Source organism: Acinetobacter sp. CIP 53.82, from assembly GCF_000369465.1.
GTDB lineage: Bacteria > Pseudomonadota > Gammaproteobacteria > Pseudomonadales > Moraxellaceae > Acinetobacter > Acinetobacter indicus.
The window spans coordinates 1139204-1164787 of the sequence record NZ_KB850046.1; the positions used below are offsets into that span (position 1 = coordinate 1139204).

Sequence of the window (25584 nt, forward strand, 5' to 3'; positions counted from 1 at the left end):
AACATGGCTTAGACTATTTCCAAATATATAAAGTAAAGCCAACAAAACTTTAAATGTATATAAAAAATGGTTAAATAATTGCAAGGGGGGCTTTAAAACGTTTTAATCGTAAAGCATTTCCTAGTACAAATATTGACGAGAGAGCCATTGCACCAGCAGCAAATACAGGAGAAAGTAGCAGTCCAAATTGCGGATAAAGTACACCTGCTGCAATAGGAATCAGAGCTGCATTGTAAACAAATGCCCAAAATAAATTTTCACGAATATTGGTTATAGTCGCTTTGCTTAAAGCGATAGCATTCGGCACTCCTTTCAGGTTGCCAGACATCAAAACCACATCAGCAGCTTCAATAGCTACGTCTGTACCTGTACCTATCGCTAAACCAATATCTGCTTCTGCAAGTGCAGGGGCATCATTAATGCCATCTCCAACATATGCGAGTTTACCATATTGATTTTTTAATTTTTTAACGGCCTCTATTTTACCTTCTGGTAAGACTTCTGCAATAACCTCATCAATACCTAGTTTTTTTGCAATCGCTTGAGCTGTATGACGGTTATCACCTGTAATCATGGCAACCTTTAAACCTAACTGATGTAACGCTTCAATTGCAGCAAATGTTGATTCTTTAATTGGATCTGCTACAGCAATAATGGCAGCAAGTTTCTGGTCAATCGCAACATAGAGAGGGGTTTTTCCTTCTTCTCCCAAACGATCCGAAAATTGAGAAAAAACATTAGGATTCAAACCTAGTTTTTCCATATATCGATCTGCACCAATATGAACCAAATGTTCAGACACCGTTGCTTCTATTCCATAGCCCGTGACTGACTTGAAATCAGCAACAGGAGACAGGATTAATTCCTTATCTATAGCGGCTTGTACAATTGCTCGAGCAATAGGATGCTCAGACTTTGATTCAACGGCTGCCATAAGTGAAAGTACGGCATTGTATTCAAACCCTTCTAAGACATGCAGATCGGTTAAAATTGGTTTCCCTTCAGTCAGGGTCCCTGTTTTATCAACAGCAACCACTTTAGTTTCTTTGAGCAGCTGCAAAGCTTCCCCTTTACGGAATAAAACACCCATTTCAGCACCACGCCCAGTTCCCACCATGATTGATGTAGGCGTTGCAAGTCCCATTGCACAAGGACATGCAATAATGAGTACCGCAACTGCATTAACTAAGCTAAACGTTAGGGCGGGCTCAGGGCCGAAGATAAACCAAGTAATAAAAGTTAAAAGAGAGAGACCCATTACTACAGGTACAAACCACATGGTAATTTTATCAACCAATGCCTGAATAGGCAGCTTGGAACCCTGTGCCTGTTCAACCATTCGGATGATTTGAGAAAGCACTGATGAACTACCAACAGAGGTGGCTTTGATATTTAAGCTGCCACTTTGGTTAATTGTTCCTCCTACCACAGTAGAGCCTATCGTTTTTTCAACGGGCATAGGCTCGCCAGTAATCATGGATTCATCAATAAAACTTTGGCCGTGAATAACTTCACCATCGACAGGGATACGCTCGCCTGGTCTAATCTCTACAATCGTTCCTGTTTGAACTTCGGCAATCGGAACTTCTATCACCTGATTATTGAGCTGTATTCTGGCAACTTTAGGCTGCATTCCAACTAGATGTTGAATTGCTAAAGACGTTCGGCCTTTTGCCTTGGCTTCAAAAAATCTACCTAATAGAATTAAAGTGATAATAACCGCTGCAGCTTCATAATAAACATTGACCGTGCCTTGTGGCAGGACACTTGGAAAGAAAGTAGCAACCACTGAATAAAGATAAGCAGCCAATGTTCCTACAGCCACCAAGGAATTCATGTCTGGTGCTAAGCGGAATAAACTTGGGATGCCCTTTTTAAAGAAGCGTCGGCCTGGAAAAATTAATGCTACTGTGGTCAAGAAAAATTGCATTAACCAGCTATTTTGTTGGCCAATGTTATCCATCATAAACGTATGAAAGGCGGGAATCAGGTGTGATCCCATTTCTAAAATAAAAACGGGTAGAGTCAATAAGACTGACAAAATTAAATCTTTTTTAAGTTTTTCTAATTCAATATTTTTTTTATCTTGAAAGCTTTCCGTAGTTTGATGAACTGACTTTGCTTCAAACCCTGCTTTGGTGACAGCCTGGATTAACGAGTCACGAGTGACAGATGAGCTTGCCTGAATAGTCGCTTTTTCAGTAGCCAGATTTACATGAGCTGATTCCACACCCTCAACAGATTTTAAGGCCTTTTCTACTCGACCTACACAAGAAGCACATGACATACCCTCAATCGTAAGCTCTATTGGTTGCAGCGCTTCCACTTCGTAGCCTGCTTTTTCTACGGCTTTAATTAAAGTAGCGCGATCAAGTGGTTGATGCGCATAAATGACTGCTTTTTCGGTAGCCAGATTTACATGAGCCGATTCAACACCCTCAACAGATTTTAAAGCTTTTTCCACCCGGCCTACACAAGAAGCACATGTCATCCCCTCAATCTCTAATGTTTCACTGTAGTGTGGCGTATCAGTCATTTCGGTACTCATATACGATCTCTATCATTTAGATATGCTGAGTTCTATATGCGAAGATCAGCTCGAACCAAGATTAGGGGGAATTCAGGGATTACTTTTATTTCAAGCAAGTACAGGTTTTATCTGTACGATGAGGAAAATAAGAGAGAGTAAAAGTGGTAAGGAATTCCCACTGTTACTCTAACAGAGATTAAGCAGGATCAGCTGTAAATCCACGCTCACTGAGAGTGGCAATGACTTGATCCTGACTCACCGTTGTGTTGATTTCAACAATACGGTTTTGTAAATCAATATCGAGTGAGGCATTCGAGTCGAGCTCTTTAATTGCGGTAGTAATGCCGCGTGCACAACCACCACAAGTCATATTAGCGATGTGAAATTTCATATGTTGCTCCTTTTAACAAAACATTTGTTTAAAACATTAGAACAGTAACTCTAAACTTTCACCATACAACCAGCCTTTTTCTGAATCAGTTACTCGCTGTAACTTGGTCTGTTTACAACCTTACAGTTTTCTTCAGAGTATTCCAAAGAAGAGTGTTCTAATGACTACAGTAAAAGTACTTAACCAACATTAATGTGACTTTAAAATGACATTTTTGTCATCTACGATCACTCTGAAATTTATAAGATTAGTTATTTCAATCAATGGTAGTGAACTGAATAGATGAGACCGTTATGGGTTGAAGATAAGCTAAAAACCGGTGACTACCTTTATGTATAATGCCTCATGATGCGATTTTACTGTTCTGATTGTCGTAAGTTGGCAGTCCAGTAGAAACTTTATTGCTCAGCTACAAAAGATAAATGCAGTAATGTTAAATTTCCTCAATTCCCTTATTTTGAAATTCTCTTATTCAATACCCACGACAGTGGTTATATAGCCTGTTGTTAATAGAATTGATAGACCTAATAACATCTCAAATAAAATGGCATGACTAAGGTGTTTAGCGAATTTAGGATGTTGAAGACGCGGGGTGAAATACCATTTGTTGAAGGCAGCTAAAAGTAGAATACCTATAACAAAAAACATTTTAACCATGAAACCATAGCCATATGCAGTATTGATTAAGGTATTAAAATCTTTAATTAAAAGAAGAGCTACACTAGCGCCACAGGCGATTAATATCCCAACAATGAAAGCAGCAATACGTCCAAATACATGCATGCGATCTTTTAAAGGTAAACCACTTATTTCCCGGCTGGTTTTCCATAACGGATATAAAGACCCCATCCATAACGACATAACTAGAATATGGATTGATAATAAAATTTGAGCAAGTAAGGTTAAATTAGCGACATGTCCGAGCTGGGAAAAACTAAAAATAATCGGGATAAGTAAAATACAAAATATTGAACTTTCAATTATAGAAAACTGACCTTTGTTCCTGTTAACTTTAACCACCATGAGAAGAAGTAAAAGAGCAAAACTAATAGAACGAAGAACGTATATATACCCCGTCGGAGTATTAACCAATATATTAATATACGTGGGGTCCACCATCCCTGTAATACCAGTATTGGCAAAACTACCAATCAGAATAAAAAATCCCAAGGTACTGGAAATTAGGCCTAATCCAGCGCCAATTGTAATATATTTAAGAATCGATTCTTTTAGTTCAAGATATTGTCTAAGTAAAAAATAGCAAAAGGCTCCACCAACGACAAAAGCTACACTTAAATATAAAATAACCTTAGTTAACCAAGTGGCCCACATCCAATATTCAGAAATCATTATTTTTGTCCATTCTAGAACAACATGCCAGCACCTCACTGACATGTTGAAAGGTAATCAATTCTTATTTAGTTGATTTAATAGTGAAACTATATTCACCATTCATGTTGTGACCATCTTTCCCCATTGTTGTCCAGACAACGGTATATTTACCTTTTTTCAGTTTCGGAAGAGCGACATCAAAGGATTTCTTTAAGTCATGAGTAACTTTATATTTTAAAGGAACATCTCTTCGCTGAGCATCCAGTAACTTAATATTCATCAACATAACCTCTGCACCAAAGTTAAGGGTCAAGTTCTTTGGTTGACTAAGGATAGATGCATTTTCCGCAGGAATCGCACTCACTAAACTCACATGAGCGAACGTAGTTGTAGTAGCCACAATCATCGTTGCAGCTACTACAACATTACGTAGAGCAGTCATTTTATTTTGAAATAATTTCATTTACGTTTCCTCTTGATTCGTTAGTTCATTAGAGATGACTTTATAAAATCTATATTTAATGAGACCACATCATCTCCTCTTATATTTCAATTATTAGTGAGAGACAGAAACAGAGCGATGACTTCAAAATTACATTTTTGTCATTTTTAAAATTTAAAATCTTTAACTATTAAAATAATCTTATTGAAAAATAATGATCATTTAACAAACAAATTATGTAGGTGGTTGATTTATGAAATGTAGTAATCATTTTGTCTAAGAAAATAGTAGCTATTTAATTTTTTATATTTTATTTTAAATATAAACATGTTATGTTTAATTTGATCTAATATAAATTTGTGGGCTAAGCACATGACTCAAACACGTCCAAGAATGACCAAATTATTTGAACAGCTTGGTTTAGCTTCTACTGAAGAAGCAATTGCAAAATTCATAGAGAGCCATCAGCTAGCTGGAGATGTTTTTTTAACACAAGCAATTTTTTGGACTGATGCTCAACGTCATTTTTTAGAAGAAAAACTACACTCTGATGGTGAATGGACGACAGTGATTGATCAATTAAATGAGTCTTTACATGAAAATTCAGTAAAATAATTTTCCGTTAGTATTAAGGATCTACATTCTTCCCTGCATTGAATACAACTCATTCATACAGTAGTACTGTTTTGGAGATGGAATCTCTATTATATAAGTAGTAGATTCCTTACTCTGAAATTTGGATTATAAACCCTAATATTAAAAATAATCTTCTTTACCTTCTATCGGCTTTGTTGCATAAATATGTAAGCATCTGATTTAAATAAATTTAATTTTGGATCAAAAAATAATCAAAACTTCTAAAATCATATAGTTATGAAATCTTTGTGCAACAAAGCCCCTTCTATCTAATAAATATACCAATAAGTTTAATAATTAAATTATCCACCCTTTTTTCTATAAAAAACTATTTTGATCAACTGTATTTTTTCTTTAAAGGAATAACAGTGTAAATTACATTAAGAATGTGTCTCTAACTACCCTTGGAGTCATCTAATCATTTCATTTTTATTTTTTTAAGCACATAAAATCATAACAACTTTAATAGTTTTAAAAGATTAATATTAAATAAAATTTTTGTCATCTCAGCATAGACTATATATTTCGAGAAGATCTCAAAATTACATTTTTGTCATTTTTAAAAATAATTAATTAATAGTGCTAAAATTTTTAAGAGAGACAGAGAATAACCAAAAATTTCATCAGTTTAGTAGTCAAATTCCTAGACTCTGTTCAGTACTAAAACATAGCTTTTACTTCCAAATTATTTAAAGGAAAAAATTATGATGAAATTCAAAAACATTTTTTTGGGCTTATGTATCGCAGCCGCGTCATTGAATACATTTGCACAGCAATCCGATGAACACAAAGATCACCACCCTGAAAAAACAGCACCATCTGCAGTAACAATTAAGCAAACAGTTACCAGCACCACTGCTACAGATAAAATGGCTGCAATGGATCAACACATGAAGGCGATGCAAGCCATGCATGAGAAGATGATTGCTGCAAAAACCCCACAAGAACGTCAGAAACTTATGGCTGAGCACATGAAACTCATGCAAGGAGGTATGAGTATGATGAAACAGATGGGCAGCCAAAGCATGAATGCAAATATGGCTGACCGTCAGCAGATGATGGAAAAACGTATGGACATGATGCAATCCATGATGCAGATGATGATGGACTGTATGCCTCCGTCAGCAACTAAATAGTTACCCATGAATTAGGGGAAAGCACCATGAATCACCAACACCAAGAAAATAATTCAGTACCTAACTTCTGGTCTACACGTTATGCCATTGGTCTAATCGTGCTGGGTGGTATCGCAGCTTATTTTCTATTAACGGAACATTTAGCCCACGTTATCGGTGCTTTGCCTTATTTATTCCTTTTAGCGTGTCCACTGATGCATATTTTTATGCATGGTGGTCATGGGCATAACCACTCGCAGCAAAAAAAATCCGATATATCTGATAACAAAAAATAGCTCTTATCAGGAGATCCATCATGAATCATGCGGAATCGGCTTATGGTTTATGGACGCTGGTTATCATTAACTCAGCAGTTTTTATCATGTTCGCTTTCAGTTTTTTTAGACCTTCCACTGCGCGCGATTGGCGTACATTTGGGGCCTTTTCGGCTTTTATCATTGCTCTATTTGTCGAAATGTATGGTTTTCCTTTAACCATTTACCTGTTATCTGGTTGGCTTCAAACTCGCTTCCCTCAACTTGACTTACTTTCTCATAATGCAGGTCACTTGTGGTCAACGCTATTAGGTGAAAAAGGTGATCCACATTTTGGCATTTTGCATATCGCCAGTTACGTTTTCTTGGGCTATGGATTTTACCTGTTATCAACGTCATGGCACGTGCTGTACAACGCGCAACGTCAGCATTCTTTAGCGATCACAGGCCCTTATGCACGTATACGTCACCCACAATACGTGGCTTTTGTGATGATCTTGCTGGGTTTTTTATTGCAATGGCCAACTTTACTGACACTGATTATGTTTCCAATCCTACTCTTAATGTACAGCCGCTTGGCAATTAAGGAAGAGGCTGAAATGAGTAAACAGTTTGGCGCTGTCTATGACAGCTATGCTCAACAGACTCCGAGATTTATTCCAAAATTCGGCCATAAAACCACTTTTCCATAAGAGAATTATTTATGTCAGATCAAAAAAATCATAACCAGGACCATATGGCACAGGCTACAACAGACGTACTGAAAGACCCAGTCTGTGGTATGACCGTCACTGAAGAATCGAAATACCATGAGGAATTTAAGGGGAAAACTTACTTTTTTTGCAGTGATAAATGTCAATCAAAGTTTCATAGCAGCCCGGTGCAATATATCGCTAAACCCGCAACGACGACTGCCGATGCACATACACAGCATCATCAGACTGTTCAACACGTTAATGCGGCAAGCACAACAGGTACGACCATCTATACATGCCCAATGCATCCAGAAATCAGGCAAGATAATCCTGGAAACTGTCCTAAATGCGGAATGACACTGGAGCCACTCATTCCTGAATTAGAGGAAGATGAGAATCCGGAGTTACGTGATTTCCGCCGACGCTTCTGGTGGACACTGCCATTGACCATCATCGTGACTTTTTTGGCGATGTTTGGTCATCAAATGAACCTGTTCAATATGGCTGTTCAGAGCTGGATTGAACTGGTGTTGTCACTCCCAATTGTACTTTGGGCAGGTTGGCCATTTTTTTCCCGGGGTTGGCAATCGGTTGTGAATCGCAGCCCGAACATGTGGACGCTGATTGGTTTGGGCACTGGAGCTGCATTTATTTATAGTGTGGTCGCAACCATTGCACCGCAAATCTTCCCAGACTCATTTATTTCCATGGGTCGTGTCGCTGTTTACTTTGAAGCTTCAGCGGTCATCATTTCATTGACCCTACTGGGACAAATATTGGAGTTAAAAGCACGTTCTCAAACTTCTGCTGCAATTAAGTCACTCCTTGGGCTCGCTCCTAAAACAGCTCGCCGAATCCTGCCTGATGGAACTGAAGAAGATGTTCCTCTAACGCATGTCCATGTAGGAGATTTACTCAGAATTCGCCCAGGTGAAAAAGTGCCTGTGGATGGTGTAATCACTGAAGGAAGTAGTTCAGTGGATGAATCGATGCTGACAGGTGAACCTTTACCGATCACTAAACGCATCGGTGATAAAGTCATTGGTGCTACCCTGAATACCAATGGTTCCCTAATCATGCGTTCAGAGAAAATTGGTTCAAGTACCATGTTATCCCAGATCGTACAGATGGTGGCGCAAGCTCAACGATCGAGAGCACCAATGCAACGCATGGCTGATCAGGTTGCAGGTTGGTTTGTCATGGCTGTAGTAGCCATTGCCTTGCTTACCTTCTTTGGATGGGGACTGTTCGGCCCAGAAGAGTCGAGCTGGGTTTATGCATTAATCAATGCTGTGGCAGTACTCATTATTGCCTGTCCTTGTGCACTAGGCTTGGCAACTCCAATGTCTATCATGGTTGCAACGGGTCAAGGTGCTACTCATGGTGTGTTGTTCCGCGATGCAGCAGCCATTGAGAATCTACGCAAGATTGACACACTAATCATCGATAAAACAGGTACGTTAACTGAAGGACGCCCTGTATTCGATCGTGTGGTTGCCGCATCAGGTTTCGATGAATCTGAAGTATTACGTTTAGCCGCCAGTCTTGATCAAGGCAGTGAACACCCGCTAGCCGAAGCGATTGTAAACGCAGCACACGAACGTGGCCTGCCTCTTGAAACACCAGATAATTTTGAATCAGGCTCAGGGATTGGTGTTCGAGGTCAAGTGGGCGATCGTCAGTTAGCTTTGGGCAACACAGCACTGATGGAGCAATTAGGTATCTCGGTACAATCTCTGATTCCGCAAGCCGAAGAGCTGCGTTCAGAAGGTGCAAGTGTGATGCATCTAGCCATCAATGGTGAATTGGCCGGCCTGCTTGCAGTATCCGATCCCATCAAAAAAAGTACCCCTGAAGCACTTGCCACCCTGAAGGAAGCTGGACTACGTATCGTGATGGCAACAGGAGATGGTCTCACCACTGCCCGTTCAGTCGCATCACGTCTGGGTATTGATGAGGTACATGGTGAAGTTAAACCCGCAGATAAACTCGAACTTGTCAGCAAATTGCAGAAGCAAGGTCGCATCGTGGCAATGGCTGGCGATGGAATCAATGATGCACCAGCACTAGCCAAGGCTGATGTCGGTATCGCTATGGGGACCGGAACTGATGTCGCAATGAATAGTGCTCAAGTTACCTTGGTCAAGGGAGATTTACGCGGTATCGCGGTTGCCCGTTCACTTTCGGAAGCTACTGTTGGCAACATGAAACAGAACCTCATGTTTGCTTTCCTTTACAATGCCTTGGGTATCCCAATAGCAGCTGGCGTACTCTACCCATTTACCGGTTGGTTGTTGTCACCCATGATTGCGGCCTTGGCTATGAGTTTGAGTTCAGCTTCAGTGATCACGAATGCCCTTCGCCTGCGACATAAAAAGCTATGATAGAGAGTCTTTTTCTTCCACCAGATGTATCAGGCCTGATTGCAGCACTTGCCATCGGCCTGCTCATTGGTTTAGAACGAGGATGGCACGATCGTGAATTGCCCGAGGGCAGCCGAGTAGCAGGCCTACGTACCTTCACATTGACAGGATTGCTCGGAGGAGTGCTCGGTCATTTACAACCAAACTTCGGGCCTTGGCCGCTGGTCGCGGCCGTATTAGGGCTTTCCTTATTATTAACAGTGTCCTACGCGCGTACCGCAAAACTTTCCGGTAATCTAAGCGCTACCACGACGATCGCGATGCTGTTGACATTAGTTTTAGGTGCATATGCATCCCATGGTAATGTTACTTTAGCATTAACCGCGGCTGTAATCGTCGCTGTATTTTTGGATCTCAAGCCAACCTTACACGGTTGGCTACGCTTGATAGAGCATCGTGAATTAACCGCATCCCTGCAGTTGCTGGTACTTTCTGTCGTTATATTACCCTACTTACCCAATACGGGTCTGGGACCTTTTGCTGCATTAAATCCTTACCAGTTATGGTGGGCAGTGATCCTGATTGCCGGACTCTCTCTGGCAGGTCATTTTGCCATGCGGCTTACCGGTTCAGAAAGAGGCATATTCTGGACAGGTCTATTGGGTGGTTTGGCATCTTCTACAGCTGCAACTGTCGCACTGGCACGCTATACACGCCAGCACCCCGTCATGGTCAGTGCTGCTATTTCTGGAACATTGGCTGCCTGTGGCATCATGTTTTTTCGTATGGTTGTGCTGATAGGCGTCATTGAGCCAGCATTGCTAAGCACTTTTGGTGGTGCAATGATGATTGCGGGAATCCTTCTGCTGGGTATGGCATTGTGGAGACAACGCCAAATTACCAGCGCTGAAAACAACGATCGAACAATAGAAGCAATGGCTCCTTTTGATCTTGGGACAGCATTCAGCTTCGCTGCTTTCCTGGCTGTCATGGCAGTCTTGGTCCCAGCAGCAAAACAATGGTTGGGCACCAGCGGCATCTTCGTATTATCGACTATTTCTGGGCTAGCAGACGTAGATGCTATTTTAGTCTCACTTGCCCGCCTGCATAGTACTGAAGGCTTAACAACAAATGTGGCTGCTGTCGCGCTAGGGCTGGCCACACTGAGCAACATGTTAAGCAAAGCGACAATTGCATGGATGACAGGGGGGGCACAGTTTGGCCGAGCTATCATATTTGGCTACACAATTGCCATGATAGGTGCTGGCGTAGCTCTGGCTCTCAGTTTGAGCTTTATGTAAGGTCAACTCGGGTAAATGGAAGATGTTCAAAAAATGAGTTAAAATGATTCCCCTTGCATGGATTCACTTTGAAAAACAATGGTAAAAATGATTCGACCATTGAGGGATTCAGCCTGGATGGTCGCCCCAAGCATATCAAGAATAGATTTTGTTATCGCGAGCCCTAAGCCGGTTCCTTCTTCTGTTCTTTGTCTAGATGCATCTGTTCGATAAAATCGATCAAATAACCTGGATAGTTGTTCAGGAGAGATTTCAGGGCCTTCATTTTCAATTGAAAATATTGTGTTATCTAAATTCTGTTGAAGTTTTATGCGTATTGTAGAATTCTTATTTCCATATTTAACTGCATTAGATAATAGATTGCTGAGTGCTCGACGTAACATAGCAGGATCACCTTTGACATTTCCAGATCCTGTTTGTTGAAGCGTCATATTTTTTTCGGCAGCTAGCGCATCATAGAAATCAAATAAGGCTGTAACTTCTTTAACCAGGTCAATATTCTGTAAGTTCTGTAATTTTAGGCCATGTTCTGCTTTTGCCAAGAAAAGCATATCGGATACCATTCGAGCCAAACGTTCTAATTCTTCTAAATTAGAAAATAGTACTTCTTGATAGGTACTGGTATCTCGTTTACGGGCAAGACATACTTGAGTTTGAGTCATTAAGTTATTAATCGGTGTTCTAATTTCATGCGCTAAATCAGATGAAAAATCGGAAAGCCTTTCTAAAGCTGATTCTAGTCTGTCGAGCATATCATTGAAGGCAATTGCTAATGATTTTAGTTCTGTTGGTGTGTGCTCAACTTCTAAACGTTCTGAAAGATGTTGGGCAGAAATGCCTTCTGCGACCTTAGCCATTTTTTGCACGGGTCTTAAACCTCTCCAGGTTGCAAACCAGCCTAAAAACATTAAACAAATCGTACCGGCTAAACCAATGTAAAAAAGTTGACGCTTAAAATCATTTAAAAAATGTAGATGTTCAGATGTATCGATCCCCACAATAATGCGTACAGATTGTATTTCAGTATTTTTGTTTATATCCGTGTTGTAGATCATGCCACGATAGGTCTTATTCTTAATTTTCCATTTAATCCAAGGGTTATTTGCTGACTTGATTAACTGTTGAGTATTAGTGATTGAAGGTGTTGAACTAAATAAAATCTGACCTGCCGGTCGTTCTATTTGGACCATAAGATCATGGTGTCCAACTAAAGCATCTTTCAAATATAGATCAAGTTCTGGAGAATTTTTAGGATGCTGTTGGAGAAGATTCTGAATAAGCTGGATTTTACCTTCTAATTGGGTACGATCTTGCGTTTCAAAATGATGCATCACTAATTTATGGATGAAAAACCCCATCATAATGAGAATGCATATAGTCGATAATGAGAAAATAATACCAATACGAAAACTGATAGATTTGAATAATTTATTATTCATCTTCTACCTCTAATACATACCCCATTCCTCGGATATTCTGAATTAACTTAGGGGTAAAATTACTATCTACTTTATTTCTTAATCGTTTAATAGCGACTTCAACTACATTTGTATCACTATCAAAGTTCATATCCCAAATTTGAGATGCAATAAGTGCTCTTGGTAGAATTTCACCTCTTCTACGCATAAAAAGCTCCATAAGCGCAAATTCTTTAGCCGTCAGATCAATGCGTTGACCTGCTCGTGTTACCCGACGTTTTCTCAAATCAAGTTCTAAATCAGCAATCTTAATAATATTATTATCTTCTCTTTGTTGCCCTCGTCTAAGGAGCGTTTTTATTCGAGCTAGAAGCTCTGCAAAAGCAAAAGGCTTAACTAAATAATCATCAGCGCCTAGCTCTAATCCTTTTACTCGATCTTCGATTTGATCTCGGGCGGTAAGAAAAAGAATGGGCATTGTTTTACCGCTGCTACGAATATCATTGATAATATTCCAACCATTTATTCCAGGTAACATCACGTCTAAAATAATTAAGTCATACTCTTCAGAAAGAGCTTGATGTTTACCCGTTAACCCATCTGTAACCCAGTCCGTAATATAGCCAGCTTCGGATAAACCTTGCTTGAGATAATCACCAGTTTTTTGTTCATCTTCAACTAATAGTATTCTCATCTCAGAATCCTAAGTTATTCATTAAAACTATAATAACGTTATAAAACATCTGATCGAGATAGATTACAAAAATGTCATTTTCAAGTCACTTAGATGTTCAGTGCTTCACTTTATTGTAGTAGCAAGAAATTAACTTTTAGAGAAACTTATGAAAACTGTAGTGCGTCGTAGTCTAACAATTTTAATGTGTGCTGGAACTTTAATTGCTGGTACTCAATCTTGGGCAAAAGATGTATCAACCTCAAGTGCCACTAAAACGGTAAAAGCACAGGAACCTTGTACAAAACCTTGTAAAATGGAAAAAGATGACAAGACTCAGCAAGATCATAGTCAACATCAGTCTCCTAACTCATCTGACATGTCAAAAATGGATCATTCTATGATGAATATGGACCATTCTAAAATGGATCATTCAAAGATGAATATGCCTGGTAGCAATAAATAATTTTATAAATAGCGAGAAAGAAGTATTAAAGTTTATACTAAATATTTGCTTTATTACTTCAATCTTGACCTTTCTAAAGGTGAGATAGAATGTCAAAAAAGTTAAGTCATATACTCTTAATTGGAGTTGGTTTATTTTCATCAACTTGGGTAATGGCGGCAGTTAAAGAATATGATTTAACAATCGCTGAACAAACTGTAAATATCACAGGAAAACCAGTTGAGAGAATTACTGTAAATGGTAAATTCGTTGCACCACTTCTTGAATTTGAAGAAGGTGATGAGGCCGTTATCCGTGTTCACAATAAGTTAAAAAATCAGGACTCTTCAATCCATTGGCATGGCTTATTATTACCTGGAATTATGGATGGTGTACCTGGATTTAACAAATTTAATGGCATTGCCCCTAATAAAACTTATGAATATAAGTTTAAAGTCCGCCAAAATGGTACTTATTGGTATCATTCACATAGTAAAGGACAAGAACAAGACGGTTTATATGGTGCTTTTGTTATTTATCCTAAAGATAAAACTCCACTAACAGCTGCTGAAAAAACCGATAAAGATTACGTTGTTTTGCTTTCTGATTTTCATAATTCAACAAGTGATCAAATTATGAAAAATCTTAAAAAAGAAGCAGATTACTATCAGAACCGTCGCGAAACAGTATTCGATGTATTAAAACAAGTTAAACGTGATGGATTAAAGGCAACTTGGCAAGACCGCTCTATGTGGAATCAGATGCGGATGTTGAAAACAGATATGTCCGATGTGACTGGTTATACATTTTTAATGAATGGCAAAACACCTCAGCAAAACTGGACCGGTAACTTCAAAGCTGGTGAAAAAGTTCGCCTTCGTTTTATTAATGCTTCCGCTATGTCATTCTTTGATGTACGCATTCCAAACCTAAAAATGACTGTAGTCAGTGCTGATGGTCAACCTGTAAAGCCCGTTCCTGTAGATGAGTTCCGTATTGGTACTGCTGAAACCTATGATGTCATTGTGGAACCAAAACAAGCACATTACCAAATTGAAGCTGAATCTATTGATCGTACCGGTTTTTCAGTGGGAACATTACATGAAGAAAGCAGCCCAGCAGTCAAACAAATTGAGATGCCTAAATCTCGCCCTCGTGCTTTATTAACTATGGAAGATATGGGGATGAGCCATGACATGTCATCTATGAAAGATATGAATCACGATATGTCTTCTATGAAAGGTATGGATCATGATATGTCTTCAATGAAAGATATGAATCATGATATGTCTTCTATGAAAGGCATGAATCACGATATGTCTTCTATGAAAGGTATGGATCATGATATGTCTTCTATGAAAGGTATGGATCATGATATGCCGATGAATAGCGCTACTGTTAAGGCGGCTTCAGACAAGAATGATAATACCGTATTTGGATGGGCAAATGCTTCAACACCTGAAGGTAATAAAGCATTGCAATATAGTGATTTGCAATCGTTAGATCCTCAAAAAGACACTCGTGCAGCTGAACGTGAAATAGAGATCCGTCTTGGTGGAAACATGGAGCGTTATATTTGGACAATAAATGGTAAAAAATTTAATGAAGCCGACCCACTAGTGGTGAAGTATGGTGAACGTATTCGCTTAAAATTTGTCAATGACAGTATGATGGCTCACCCAATGCACTTACATGGCATGTTTATGCAGCTTGAGAATGGTCAGGATCCAAGCAATATGCCAAACAAACATACGGTAATTGTTCCACCTGGGAAAACGATAACCACTCTACTCACAGCTGATGAGTTAGGTGAGTGGGCTATTCATTGTCACCTGCTTTACCATATGAGTGCAGGAATGATGAATAAACTCATTGTAGCTCAAGTGGAAGATGGTAATTCTACAAAGACTGTTCCTCAGTCCCAAGTAAATGAGAAGGGAGTAAATCCACATGCACATCACTAATAATTTGTTTTCAAAAACAACTTTGATGATTGCGCTATTTGGATTATCAAATCTAACGTTCGCTAAAAATGAAACTCCTGTACAAGAAAGTAATATTACAAATGGTATGAGAGTCTTATTACAGGAGTCTGGTGGCTTAAGATATAGCCCCCAAGAATTGTATCCAGAATATTATTCAATGGAAAATGCAAATGGGGGAGATAATATTATTTTGACTGCAAGAAAGAGATCAGACGGATCTCACGATGATCATCTTAAAGAACATGGCGGACAAATTTATCAAGTAACAAAACTTGAAAATGCATGGATAGTTGATGAAGATGGTAAGGGTAAGCTAGGAACAAAGCTTGAAACTTTGATTGGAACAGATGAAAATCGTCTATTTATTGAAGCCAATTCGGAAAAGTCAGAAAGTAATGATCCAAAATATGCTGTATCAGCACTTTATAGCCGTAACGTAGCCCCATTTTGGGATGTACAAGCTGGGGTAAGATATAGTGAAGATAAAAATAACAGCAGCAGCGATCGAGTGGATGGGGTTATTGGTATATTAGGTCTAGCTCCTTATTTCTTTGAAACACAAGCATATCTTTATGGCGGTGAGAATAATTTTTGGGGAGCAAGTTTTGAATTAGAACGTGATTTGCTTTTAACTCAGAAACTTATTACTCAACCTTATATCGAAGCAGATGTAATATTTAGCGATGATTCTAACTATGCTGCAAAATCAGGTTTATCAGAACTAAAAACTGGTATCAAAACCCGATATGAGATTACTAAGCGAATTAAACCTTTCATTGATGTTGCTTACCAATATGAAAAAGGACAGAAAGCCACTTCTATGCAAGAGGCAACAGAGTCTGAAAAGGGATGGAAATATGGTGCAGGCATCGAATTAGTTTTTTAAAATAGTATGATTTGGATTCATGAATGGTAGCTTCGGCTACTATTCATGAATTATTACTATTTATTTTCGAATCTGTAAAACTAAAAAAGCTTAATTTTTGGTCTATTTTTATGCAGTGGTTAAAAACATGCTTAAAATTATCACTTATGAGAGTTTTTGATATGCCAACTAAAAAACCAACATCTGAGCGTGATATCGCTAAAGCAGCTGCTTATATATTGCAAGAAAGCTTTATTAAAGGGTAATCCCCCCTAAAAATAATAGGATCTAAAAGTAGAATTTTCTCTTAAGATACGAGCAGGAGATTCTGCATGAAAACATCTAAATTTACTGACAGTCAGATCATGTCCATCTTGAAACAGGCAGAATCTGGCACACCTGTAGCGACCCTTTGCCGTGAACACGGCATGAGTAATGCTACCTTTTATAAATGGCGTGCCAAATATGGTGGTATGGATACATCATTAATGGCTCGACTGAAAGAGCTAGAAGCCGAAAATACCAGACTTAAAAAGATGTATGCGGAAGAGCGATTAAAGGCCGAAATCATCCAGGAAGCGATGGCAATGAGCAGCACTGCTGCGCAAGGGTAAAGCCATCTTGCCGGCGTAATATGGCACAACAGGCAGTTGCCCAGCATGCCATTAGTATTCGTTTGGCTTGTAAAGCATTTGGCATTAGTGAAACCTGCTACCGCTATCAAGCCAAACTCAGCGATGACAATGCACTCATTGCTGAACAGCTCATTGAACTCACTGAGGAAAATTCCGATTGGGGCTTTGGTTTGTGCTTCTCGTATTTACGGCATGTTGAGAGTTGCTGCTGGAATCACAAGCGGGTTTACCGCATTTACTGTGAGTTGGCACTGAATCTGCGTATTAAACCGAGAAGAAGACTAAAACGGCATGCGCCTGAACCATTGAAAGAACCAATCCGAGAAAATCTGGTTTTGTCATTAGATTTTATGCATGATCAGCTTTCCGATGGTCGCAAGTTTCGATTATTGAATGTGATTGATGATTACCGCCGCGAAGGCCTAGCCATTGAAGCAGGGTTCTCATTGCCCACAATCAGGGTTATTCGTACGTTGAATCAATTGCTGGAGTGGAGAGAAAAACCGTTAGTGATCCGATGCGATAATGGTCCCGAATTTATCAGTCACGAATTTGTGCGCTGGGCTACTGAGCACGGTATTCGTATTGAATATATTCAACCGGGTAAGCCACAGCAGAATGCGTATATTGAACGCTATAATCGGACCATACGTTATAGTTGGCTGAGCAAGCATTTATTTGATACTTTGGATGAAGTACAAGATTATGCAACAAACTGGTTGTGGCATTACAACCATGAAAGACCACATCAAGCTAACAAAGGAAAGCCACCTCTAATGGCTGCTTAACCTCTACTTTTAACTTCGGTTATTTATGGGAGGATTACCACACAAGTGATAAATTTCAGATATTTTTAGATAAATCTAGATATTTCCAATCTAAAAAACACACTGGAAGTGAACAACAATCAGATTTGTAGAAGTTAGAAAAAGTGGGACTCAGCGGACGCTTACACAAAATAAATTATATATGCACTTTTAACTTAACATTTTCTATATTAAAAAAAATAGCTTCTCTTATTAACAAAATAAAAGAAGCTATTTTTATGTTTAAGAAATTGATTTTAAATAAAATTAAACCATTAAAATCTTAAACAACTTAACAAATTACTTATATATAAGCATCAGAACGGTAAATCATCATCCAAATCTGCAGGTGCAGGTGTTGCAGCAGGAGCTGGTTTCGGTTGCTGATAACCGCCCTGGTTGCCATAGCCACCACCAGCATTATTGTTGTTAAAACCACCTTGAGCTTGCGGCGCATAGCCACCCTGGTTGTTATTGCTATAACCACCGCCCTGGTTATTGTTAAAACGTGGCTGGCTAAAACCATTATCGCCCTGCTCACCTTGCTGACGACCAGAGTCCAGCATCTGCATTTGCTCGCCACGAATTTCTGTGGTGTAGCGTTCCTGACCATTCTGATCGGTCCACTGACGGGTACGCAATGAACCTTCAATATAGACTTTTGAACCTTTGCGTAAGTATTGCTGCGCGATTTCACCTAAACGGTTATGCAGCACAATACGGTGCCATTCGGTTTGCTCTTTACGCTCACCGGTGGTTTTATCGGTCCACGCATCACTGGTGGCAATGGAAAATTGAGTAAGCGAGCCACCATTCGGGAAAGTTTTTGTTTCTGGATCTCGACCTAAAGTACCAACTAAAATGACCTTATTTACACCACGCATCAGCTGTATTCTTCCTATTTGTTTCTATTATTTACTTTATAAGAGTTATGCTTAAATGGCTACCTCTTTACCCAACAAGTGCGTTAATTGTTGTCGCGCAGTATCATCAATTTGCTGTTTATCGACTTTTATATAGGCAACTTGCTGTTCAGACATCACCACGACTTCTTCAATACCATGAATGGCCAAAAGTTGAGAAGTCCACTCATCCGTTTGTTTGACCTCAGGCAGGCGAAATACCATCGACGACAGATAACGCGGCTGGGCCAGACCAAAACTCATCAGCAGCCAAATTATAGCAACTGCGGTCAGAATACTCCAACCCATCGCCGTGTTATTCAGCAGTAACAGTTGCCCGCCAATCATGCCGCCAAAGAAGGCGCCAAGGAACTGGCTGCTGGCATTGACGCCCATTGCAGTGGCTTTGGATTGAATCGGTGCCGCTTTCGATAACCAGGACGGTAACAGCGCTTCCATCACGTTAAAGGCAATAAAGAACAGGCCCAGTCCAATCAGCAGGATATATTTAGATTCAAAACCAAAAATCATCACGATCAGGCCAAGAATAATCCCGCCAATCGCGGTCAGGAAAATACCGCGCATTTTGCGATATTTTTCCGCCAGAATAATACTTGGGAAGGCAAAAAACAGACTCAGCACCAGCAGCGGCAAATACACCCAGCCATGACTGGACAATGGCAAACCAGCATATTCAATCAGCTGCGGTGGTGCATAAATAAACATCGCCGTTAGCAGTAAATGCAGGGTAAACACTGACAGATGCAAGCGGTTTAAATCGCCCATTTTTAGCACCTGTTTGAGCTGCGGCAAATAGCCCTGCTGGAAATTACGATGATGGCGCGTGACTTTAGGCACCAGCAGCAACATGGCAATGGCCGCCAGTCCCATAATGGTGGTCACCCAGAACAGCCCGGAAATACCAACCAGTCCGGTCAGCCACGGCCCGGCACTAAAGGCAATCACGAAGGATAAACCAATACTCATGCCCATCATGGCCATGGCTTTGGTGCGCTGTTCTTCACGGGTGACATCTGCCAGTAAAGCCATCACCACGGCAGACACCGCGCCGCCACCGGCAATGGCCCGGCCAATGATGACCCCATAAATGGTCTCTGACATTGCAGCAATGGCACCGCCTAAAGCAAACAGTAACAGTCCAAGCACCACCAGCGGTTTACGGCTATAGCGATCAGCAATCAGGCTAAATGGAATCTGTAAGATGGCCTGGGTCAAACCATACACCCCAACCGCCAGACCAATTAAGGTCGGGGTTGCATATTGATAGGATTGCCCTGCCACCGAGAAAACCGGAATAATCATGAACAGACCCAACATGCGTAAGGCAAAAATACTGCTTAAGGCAAAAGTTGAACGGCGTTCTAAGGCATTCATCATATCAATAGGCTAAGTGCAACAATTTTGTATGCGAATATCCTACATCATTCATGCTGCAGATGCTGCGATATTCAGCACAATATTCTGCATCTGAACTACCAGTCATAAAAAAAGGTGCAATTGTTTGCACCTTCTTCAGATCAGACTGCAACTTAGTGCAGTGCCTGACGTTTTTTATATTGAATTGAGGCAAATACCGCCCAGACAATAAAGGCCACACCAATCAGGCCGGTGACCACTTCCGGGACGTGTAAACCGGTTCCGCTGGCAATCATGATAAAGGCCAGTGCACCAATCGCATAATGCGCACCATGTTCCAGGTAAATATAGGCATCCAGGGTGCCTTTTTCTACCAGATAAATGGTCATCGAACGCACGAAAATCGCACCAATCGCCAGACCGAGCATGATAATTACCACATCCGAAGTAATCGCAAAGGCACCAATTACGCCATCAAAACTGAACGAGGCATCCAGCACTTCCAGATACAAGAAGCCACCAATACCGGCTTTCACCACACCGGTTGGTACGCCATTTTCATCATGACGAATCGCATTGCCATTTTCATCGACTTCAGGTTCGCCACCCAGTAAATGACTCAATACCTGTACACCAATATAAATCACGATGCCCCAAATGCCGGCCATAGTGACTACCAGACGTTTGTCCTCAACCACATTGGCCGCCATGATCAGCAAAGCCACCAGTGCAATAAAGACCGACATGGCCGGTACGCTGGCCAGATTGGATAAACGGCGCTCAATCCAGCGGAACCAGTGGGTGTCTTTTTCATCATCGAGAAAGAAGTTCAGGAACACCATTAACAGGAAGGCACCACCAAATGCTGCAATTTCAGGATGATGCGCCATTAATTTGGCCGAATATTCTTTCGGATTATTCAGTGCCAGCTGCACCACTTCCATCATGCCCATATCGGCTGTGACGGCAACAATCACCACCGGGAAAATTAAACGCATACCGAATACGGCAATCAGAATCCCGACCGTCAGGAACAGCATTTTCCAGAAATGGTCCCAACCGCGCAGGACTGATGCGTTAACAACCGCGTTATCAAACGATAACGACACTTCCATAATGGCGAGAATGGCCGTAATGGTCAGTGCTGTGAACATGGTTTTCAGGCCTGCTTCCGGGCCGTGGGTATAGCCCCAATAAGCAGACAAACCGAGACACACGATCGTAAATGCAATAGAGAAACCAAAATGTTTCATCATGACAAATCGACCTATGACATTATTAGATAAAGAAATTCGGTAAATATTAAACTTGAATTACACCGAATGCGCCGCGTGCATCCTGCTGAAGACATGCAGGACCTCGGCGATAGAGATATGGCCGCTATTATGACGCTTTTTCATGACGATGCCAAAACACTTCGTATGCTTTTTTGTTGATTCTGATACAAATCAAAGCGGCTCATCTTTGCGGTGCAAGTATGCTAGTCTTTGGGCATTGATCTTGATGCTTTACAGGAACCGGACATGCGTTTTTCTGAACAATTGTGGCAACAGAATTTAGAACTGTATCAAAACACCCTGGCCCTACCCTTTAACCAGGAACTGGCGCGAGGCAGCCTAAGTCGTGAGGCCTTTAGCCACTATGTGATTCAGGATGCGCATTATTTACTGGCCTATGGCCGCGCGCTGGCGGTGTGTGCTGCCAAAGCCTTTGATGCCGATGATGTGATCCAGTTTGCCGAAGCCGCCAAGGTGGCGATTGTGGTGGAACGTTCGCTACATAACGGCTTTATGCAGGATTTTGGCATTAGCAAAGAACAGTTTGAAAATACACCGCTGACCCTGGCCTGCCATCATTACACCAGTTATCTGGTTGCCACTGCCTGGTCAGAAAGCTATCCGGTGGTGCTGGCCTCATTATTGCCATGTTTCTGGATTTATGCCGAAGTCGGTAAAGATATTGTCGGTAACTCGGCCGCCAACAACCCGTATCAGGCCTGGGTCGATACCTATGCCGGCGAAGAATTCCATACTGCGGTGCGCAATGTGATTGCCACGGTTGACCGCGTGGCCGAGCGCTGTGATGCTGACACGCTGGCAAAAATGCGTCAGGCCTATACCCGTGCCGCTGAACTGGAATGGCTGTTCTGGGACAGCGCCTATGCACAGCGCAACTGGCCGGGTCTGGACAGTCGCAACTAATCTTTGATCACTCGCCCTGGTGCAAGATCAGCAGACTTGCACAAGGGCCGACAGCTCTCTTTCATTCTTGCGTGCTTTGATCCCCGTACTTTTTCTCCTGACAATTTTTTATCCTTATACGTTTTCAGATCTTGGCCTTTATTTGCAATCAACCGACATAATTTGACGTAGAAATACCTTAAGCCTGCACTTGAACATTTTTCATGCGCTATCATATAGAGGTTTTAAATGAATTTTCTAGGATCATTGCATGAGCCAAAGTCATATCCGTATTCGAGGCGCACGTACCCATAACCTGAAGAATGTGAACCTTGATATTCCACGCGACAAGTTTGTGGTGATTACGGGACTTTCCGGTTCAGGTAAATCTTCCCTGGCTTTCGATACCCTATATGCCGAAGGTCAGCGCCGTTATGTCGAATCGCTCTCGGCCTATGCGCGCCAATTCCTGTCACAAATGGAAAAACCGGAAGTCGACTCGATTGAAGGCTTAAGTCCGGCCATTGCCATTGAACAGAAATCGACCAGCCACAACCCACGTTCTACCGTCGGCACTATTACCGAAATTTATGACTATTTACGTCTGCTCTATGCACGCGTGGGTACACCCTACTGTCCGGAACATGACTTACCGATGGTGGCGCAAACCGTATCTGAAATGGTCGATGTGGTCAAAGGTCTGGAAGAAGGTACCGCCCTATTGCTATTGGCACCGGTGGTACGTGAACGTAAAGGCGAATATACCCATCTGTTTGAACAACTGCAAAGCCAGGGTTTTGTTCGTGCCCGGGTAGATGGCGAAATCATGGAGATTGATCCGCCGCCAGAACTGGACAAAAAGAAAAAACACAGCATTGAAGTGGTGGTCGACCGCTTTAAAGTCCGGGATGATTTGGGCAACCGTATTGCCGAAAGTTTTGAAACCGCTTTACGTTTAGGCGGGGATATTGCGATTTTATCGTGGATGAAAGGCGAACATCCGGACCGGGTGTTCTCGGCCAAACACTCCTGCCCAGAATGTGACCGTGCCGTGGCTGAACTGGAACCGCGCCTGTTTTCATTTAACAACCCGTTTGGTGCCTGTCCGGTCTGTGATGGCCTGGGCACACGCAGCCATTTTAGTGCTGACAAGCTCATTCCCAATCCGGAACTTTCTTTAAGCCAGGGTGCGATTCGTGGCTGGGACCGTCAGCGTCCTTATTATTATGGCATGCTGCAAAAAGTCGCCGATCATTATGATTTTTCGCTGGATACACCGTGGAATGAACTGGACAAAGACACCCAGAAAAAATTTCTCTACGGCAGTGGCCGGGAAAAAATTGACCTGAGCTATGTCGATGAACGTGGTCGTCGCCATAACCGGGTACAGCCGTTTGAAGGGATTTTGCCGCATCTGGAACGCCGCTATCGTGAAACGGAAAGTAATTATGTCCGCGATGATCTGGCGCAGTATCTCTCCAATGCCGCCTGTGATGCCTGTGATGGTTCACGTCTGAATGAAATTTCGCGTCATGTGCGAGTCAAAGACAAAACCATCAGCCAGATTACCAAAATGTCGATTGGTGACGCCGAGCATTACTATCAGAACCTAAATCTGGAAGGTGCCAAAGGCGAAATTGCCGACAAGATTTTTAAGGAAATCCGTGAACGTCTGCACTTTCTGGTCTCAGTCGGCCTGAACTATTTGAGTCTGTCACGCTCTGCCGAAACGCTCTCGGGTGGTGAGGCCCAACGCATCCGTCTGGCGTCGCAGATTGGTGCCGGTTTAATGGGCGTGATGTATGTGCTGGATGAACCGTCTATTGGTCTGCATCAGCGTGATAATGACCGCCTGCTGGAAACCCTGATTCGCCTGCGTGATCTGGGCAACACTGTACTGGTGGTCGAACATGATGAAGATGCGATTCGCGCCGCAGACCATATTATTGATATCGGGCCAGGCGCCGGCGTACATGGCGGGAATGTGATTGCCGAAGGGACCTATCAGGAACTGGCGGCCAATGCCAACTCTCTGACCGGTCAATACCTGTCGGGCAAGCTCAAGATTGAAGTACCAAAACAGCGCACTCAGCCACCTAAACCGGATGAACAGATCAAGCTGATGGGTGCCTGTGGCCATAACCTGAAAAATGTCGATCTGACCCTGCCTTTAGGCGTGATGACCTGTGTTACCGGGGTATCCGGTTCGGGCAAATCAACCCTGATTAACCGTACCCTGCTGCCATTGGCCGCAACCCAGCTGAATGGCGCCACCACGCTCAGTGCGGAAAAGTTTGACACCATTGAAGGACTGCAATTCCTGGATAAAGTGGTAGATATTGACCAGAGTCCGATTGGCCGTACCCCGCGTTCCAATCCGGCCACCTATACCGGTCTGTTTACCCCGATTCGTGAACTGTTTGCCCAGACACCTGAAGCCAAAGGCCGCGGTTATGCGGCAGGCCGTTTCTCCTTTAACGTTAAAGGCGGACGCTGCGAGGCCTGTGAAGGTGATGGCATGATTAAAGTCGCCATGCACTTCCTGCCAGATATGTATGTGCCATGTGATGCCTGCCATGGCAAACGCTATAACCGCGAAACCCTGGAAGTGCATTACAAAGGCAAAAATATTTCCGATGTGCTGGAAATGACGGTCGAAGATGCCATGCATTTCTTTGATGCCATTCCGGTGATTCACCGCCGTCTGGAAACCTTGAATCAAGTCGGTTTAGGCTATATCCGTCTGGGTCAGTCAGCCACCACCTTATCTGGCGGTGAGGCGCAGCGGGTCAAACTGGCACGCGAACTGGCCAAACGGGATACCGGTAAAACCCTGTATGTGCTGGATGAACCGACTACTGGCCTGCATTTCCATGACATTGCCAAACTACTGGACATCCTGCATGAGCTGCGCAACAAGGGAAATACCATTGTGGTGATTGAACACAATCTGGATGTGATTAAAACCGCAGACTGGATTGTGGATTTAGGCCCGGAAGGCGGTGCCGGCGGCGGGATGATTATTGCCGAAGGTACCCCGGAAGAGGTGGTGAAAGTGAAAGCCTCCCATACCGGAAAATTCCTGAAACCGATGTTAAAATAAAATGAAAGGGCTCTGAGGAGCACTGCTGTCCCATAGTTTGCTTTAAATAAAAAAACCTGAGTCCTAACAGTTAAAATATGAGTGCAAACAAACACTTTAACGACCAGGATTCAGG

At 41.9% G+C, this 25584-nt stretch carries 21 protein-coding genes and 1 pseudogene; 13 read left to right on the plus strand and 9 right to left on the minus strand.

Annotated features, from left to right (window positions below; genetic code table 11):
* Nucleotides 1-70: 70 nt before the first annotated feature.
* The 4 genes from F905_RS10990 to F905_RS11005 all read right to left on the minus strand — a co-directional run bounded on the left by F905_RS10990 (nucleotide 71) and on the right by F905_RS11005 (nucleotide 4716).
* Entirely contained in the window at nucleotides 71-2548 is a 2478-nt protein-coding gene (locus F905_RS10990; protein WP_004281880.1) for a heavy metal translocating P-type ATPase, read from the minus strand.
* 178 nt (nucleotides 2549-2726) lie between these two features.
* Nucleotides 2727-2921, minus strand: coding sequence for a heavy-metal-associated domain-containing protein (locus tag F905_RS10995; RefSeq protein WP_004281879.1), 195 nt, complete (start codon nucleotides 2919-2921; stop codon nucleotides 2727-2729).
* A 468-nt stretch (nucleotides 2922-3389) separates the two neighbouring features.
* Nucleotides 3390-4271: a copper resistance D family protein gene (locus tag F905_RS11000; protein ID WP_005180708.1), complete on the minus strand. Its 882-nt coding sequence runs from the start codon at nucleotides 4269-4271 to the stop codon at nucleotides 3390-3392.
* Between the two features lie 64 nt (nucleotides 4272-4335).
* Entirely contained in the window at nucleotides 4336-4716 is a 381-nt protein-coding gene (locus F905_RS11005; protein ID WP_004681441.1) for a copper resistance CopC family protein, read from the minus strand.
* A 351-nt stretch (nucleotides 4717-5067) separates the two neighbouring features.
* On the opposite strand from F905_RS11005, the gene F905_RS11010 reads away from it, so the two are divergent.
* The 6 genes from F905_RS11010 to F905_RS11035 all read left to right on the plus strand — a co-directional run bounded on the left by F905_RS11010 (nucleotide 5068) and on the right by F905_RS11035 (nucleotide 11080).
* Nucleotides 5068-5310 (plus strand): DUF2789 family protein, encoded by a 243-nt coding sequence (locus F905_RS11010; protein WP_004281876.1) that lies wholly within the window; start codon nucleotides 5068-5070, stop codon nucleotides 5308-5310.
* Nucleotides 5311-6035: 725 nt separating this feature from the next.
* Complete coding sequence (locus tag F905_RS11015; protein ID WP_005180709.1) at nucleotides 6036-6467, plus strand: hypothetical protein; 432 nt, start codon at nucleotides 6036-6038, stop codon at nucleotides 6465-6467.
* A 26-nt stretch (nucleotides 6468-6493) separates the two neighbouring features.
* A complete protein-coding gene (locus F905_RS11020; protein ID WP_004695740.1) occupies nucleotides 6494-6742 on the plus strand; it encodes a DUF2933 domain-containing protein in 249 nt (82 codons plus the stop codon).
* A 20-nt stretch (nucleotides 6743-6762) separates the two neighbouring features.
* On the plus strand, nucleotides 6763-7413 hold the full coding sequence (locus F905_RS11025; protein ID WP_004663997.1) for a methyltransferase family protein: 651 nt from the start codon (nucleotides 6763-6765) through the stop codon (nucleotides 7411-7413).
* Between the two features lie 11 nt (nucleotides 7414-7424).
* Entirely contained in the window at nucleotides 7425-9800 is a 2376-nt protein-coding gene (locus tag F905_RS11030) for a heavy metal translocating P-type ATPase (RefSeq protein WP_005180710.1), read from the plus strand.
* Nucleotides 9797-11080 carry an MgtC/SapB family protein gene (locus F905_RS11035; protein WP_004679352.1) on the plus strand — a complete coding sequence of 428 codons (1284 nt, stop codon included), beginning with the start codon at nucleotides 9797-9799 and terminating at the stop codon, nucleotides 11078-11080. Before F905_RS11030 ends, F905_RS11035 begins: the two co-directional genes overlap by 4 nt.
* A 38-nt stretch (nucleotides 11081-11118) precedes the next feature.
* On the opposite strand, the gene F905_RS11040 is transcribed toward F905_RS11035, so the two are convergent.
* Together F905_RS11040 and F905_RS11045 are read right to left on the minus strand one after the other, a co-directional pair.
* Nucleotides 11119-12519, minus strand: a complete 1401-nt coding sequence (locus F905_RS11040; RefSeq protein WP_005180715.1) for a heavy metal sensor histidine kinase — start codon at nucleotides 12517-12519, stop codon at nucleotides 11119-11121.
* A complete protein-coding gene (locus tag F905_RS11045; RefSeq protein ID WP_005180717.1) occupies nucleotides 12512-13192 on the minus strand; it encodes a heavy metal response regulator transcription factor in 681 nt (226 codons plus the stop codon). The genes F905_RS11040 and F905_RS11045 overlap by 8 nt, the downstream gene beginning before the upstream one ends.
* Nucleotides 13193-13340: 148 nt before the next feature.
* Between F905_RS11045 and F905_RS11050 the strand changes: the two genes are divergently transcribed.
* The 5 genes and pseudogenes from F905_RS11050 to F905_RS11075 all read left to right on the plus strand — a co-directional run bounded on the left by F905_RS11050 (nucleotide 13341) and on the right by F905_RS11075 (nucleotide 17889).
* On the plus strand, nucleotides 13341-13637 hold the full coding sequence (locus tag F905_RS11050) for a hypothetical protein (RefSeq protein ID WP_005006338.1): 297 nt from the start codon (nucleotides 13341-13343) through the stop codon (nucleotides 13635-13637).
* A gap of 89 nt (nucleotides 13638-13726) precedes the next feature.
* On the plus strand, nucleotides 13727-15580 hold the full coding sequence (locus tag F905_RS11055; RefSeq protein ID WP_005180719.1) for a copper resistance system multicopper oxidase: 1854 nt from the start codon (nucleotides 13727-13729) through the stop codon (nucleotides 15578-15580).
* Nucleotides 15567-16487: a copper resistance protein B gene (locus F905_RS11060; RefSeq protein WP_005180720.1), complete on the plus strand. Its 921-nt coding sequence runs from the start codon at nucleotides 15567-15569 to the stop codon at nucleotides 16485-16487. The genes F905_RS11055 and F905_RS11060 overlap by 14 nt, the downstream gene beginning before the upstream one ends.
* A 23-nt stretch (nucleotides 16488-16510) precedes the next feature.
* Complete coding sequence (locus tag F905_RS11065) at nucleotides 16511-16732, plus strand: hypothetical protein (protein ID WP_005180724.1); 222 nt, start codon at nucleotides 16511-16513, stop codon at nucleotides 16730-16732.
* 66 nt (nucleotides 16733-16798) lie between these two features.
* Nucleotides 16799-17889 (plus strand): annotated as a pseudogene (locus tag F905_RS11075) (IS3 family transposase).
* A gap of 335 nt (nucleotides 17890-18224) precedes the next feature.
* Here the strand turns inward: F905_RS11075 and ssb are convergent.
* The 3 genes from ssb to F905_RS11090 all read right to left on the minus strand — a co-directional run bounded on the left by ssb (nucleotide 18225) and on the right by F905_RS11090 (nucleotide 21442).
* The gene (ssb, locus tag F905_RS11080) at nucleotides 18225-18791 is read right to left on the minus strand and encodes a single-stranded DNA-binding protein (protein ID WP_005180729.1); all 567 of its coding nucleotides are present in this window, start codon (nucleotides 18789-18791) and stop codon (nucleotides 18225-18227) included.
* A gap of 51 nt (nucleotides 18792-18842) precedes the next feature.
* Nucleotides 18843-20207, minus strand: coding sequence for an MFS transporter (locus tag F905_RS11085; RefSeq protein WP_005180730.1), 1365 nt, complete (start codon nucleotides 20205-20207; stop codon nucleotides 18843-18845).
* Nucleotides 20208-20359: 152 nt separating this feature from the next.
* Nucleotides 20360-21442: a DUF475 domain-containing protein gene (locus F905_RS11090; RefSeq protein ID WP_005180731.1), complete on the minus strand. Its 1083-nt coding sequence runs from the start codon at nucleotides 21440-21442 to the stop codon at nucleotides 20360-20362.
* Between the two features lie 267 nt (nucleotides 21443-21709).
* Here F905_RS11090 and tenA point away from each other — a divergent pair, with 267 nt between their 5' ends.
* Both tenA and uvrA read left to right on the plus strand, forming a co-directional pair.
* Nucleotides 21710-22387 (plus strand): thiaminase II, encoded by a 678-nt coding sequence (gene tenA, locus F905_RS11095; RefSeq protein WP_005180734.1) that lies wholly within the window; start codon nucleotides 21710-21712, stop codon nucleotides 22385-22387.
* Between the two features lie 250 nt (nucleotides 22388-22637).
* A complete protein-coding gene (uvrA, locus tag F905_RS11105) occupies nucleotides 22638-25469 on the plus strand; it encodes an excinuclease ABC subunit UvrA (protein ID WP_005180735.1) in 2832 nt (943 codons plus the stop codon).
* The last annotated feature ends 115 nt before the right edge of the window (nucleotides 25470-25584 follow it).

Coding starts and splice junctions, on each gene's coding strand:
- F905_RS10990 (WP_004281880.1), bottom strand. CDS start 2,548: ATGAGTACCGAAATGACTGATACGCCACACTACAGTGAAACATTAGAG.
- F905_RS10995 (WP_004281879.1), bottom strand. CDS start 2,921: ATGAAATTTCACATCGCTAATATGACTTGTGGTGGTTGTGCACGCGGC.
- F905_RS11000 (WP_005180708.1), bottom strand. CDS start 4,271: ATGATTTCTGAATATTGGATGTGGGCCACTTGGTTAACTAAGGTTATT.
- F905_RS11005 (WP_004681441.1), bottom strand. CDS start 4,716: ATGAAATTATTTCAAAATAAAATGACTGCTCTACGTAATGTTGTAGTA.
- F905_RS11010 (WP_004281876.1), top strand. CDS start 5,068: ATGACTCAAACACGTCCAAGAATGACCAAATTATTTGAACAGCTTGGT.
- F905_RS11015 (WP_005180709.1), top strand. CDS start 6,036: ATGATGAAATTCAAAAACATTTTTTTGGGCTTATGTATCGCAGCCGCG.
- F905_RS11020 (WP_004695740.1), top strand. CDS start 6,494: ATGAATCACCAACACCAAGAAAATAATTCAGTACCTAACTTCTGGTCT.
- F905_RS11025 (WP_004663997.1), top strand. CDS start 6,763: ATGAATCATGCGGAATCGGCTTATGGTTTATGGACGCTGGTTATCATT.
- F905_RS11030 (WP_005180710.1), top strand. CDS start 7,425: ATGTCAGATCAAAAAAATCATAACCAGGACCATATGGCACAGGCTACA.
- F905_RS11035 (WP_004679352.1), top strand. CDS start 9,797: ATGATAGAGAGTCTTTTTCTTCCACCAGATGTATCAGGCCTGATTGCA.
- F905_RS11040 (WP_005180715.1), bottom strand. CDS start 12,519: ATGAATAATAAATTATTCAAATCTATCAGTTTTCGTATTGGTATTATT.
- F905_RS11045 (WP_005180717.1), bottom strand. CDS start 13,192: ATGAGAATACTATTAGTTGAAGATGAACAAAAAACTGGTGATTATCTC.
- F905_RS11050 (WP_005006338.1), top strand. CDS start 13,341: ATGAAAACTGTAGTGCGTCGTAGTCTAACAATTTTAATGTGTGCTGGA.
- F905_RS11055 (WP_005180719.1), top strand. CDS start 13,727: ATGTCAAAAAAGTTAAGTCATATACTCTTAATTGGAGTTGGTTTATTT.
- F905_RS11060 (WP_005180720.1), top strand. CDS start 15,567: ATGCACATCACTAATAATTTGTTTTCAAAAACAACTTTGATGATTGCG.
- F905_RS11065 (WP_005180724.1), top strand. CDS start 16,511: ATGGTAGCTTCGGCTACTATTCATGAATTATTACTATTTATTTTCGAA.
- ssb (WP_005180729.1), bottom strand. CDS start 18,791: ATGCGTGGTGTAAATAAGGTCATTTTAGTTGGTACTTTAGGTCGAGAT.
- F905_RS11085 (WP_005180730.1), bottom strand. CDS start 20,207: ATGATGAATGCCTTAGAACGCCGTTCAACTTTTGCCTTAAGCAGTATT.
- F905_RS11090 (WP_005180731.1), bottom strand. CDS start 21,442: ATGATGAAACATTTTGGTTTCTCTATTGCATTTACGATCGTGTGTCTC.
- tenA (WP_005180734.1), top strand. CDS start 21,710: ATGCGTTTTTCTGAACAATTGTGGCAACAGAATTTAGAACTGTATCAA.
- uvrA (WP_005180735.1), top strand. CDS start 22,638: ATGAGCCAAAGTCATATCCGTATTCGAGGCGCACGTACCCATAACCTG.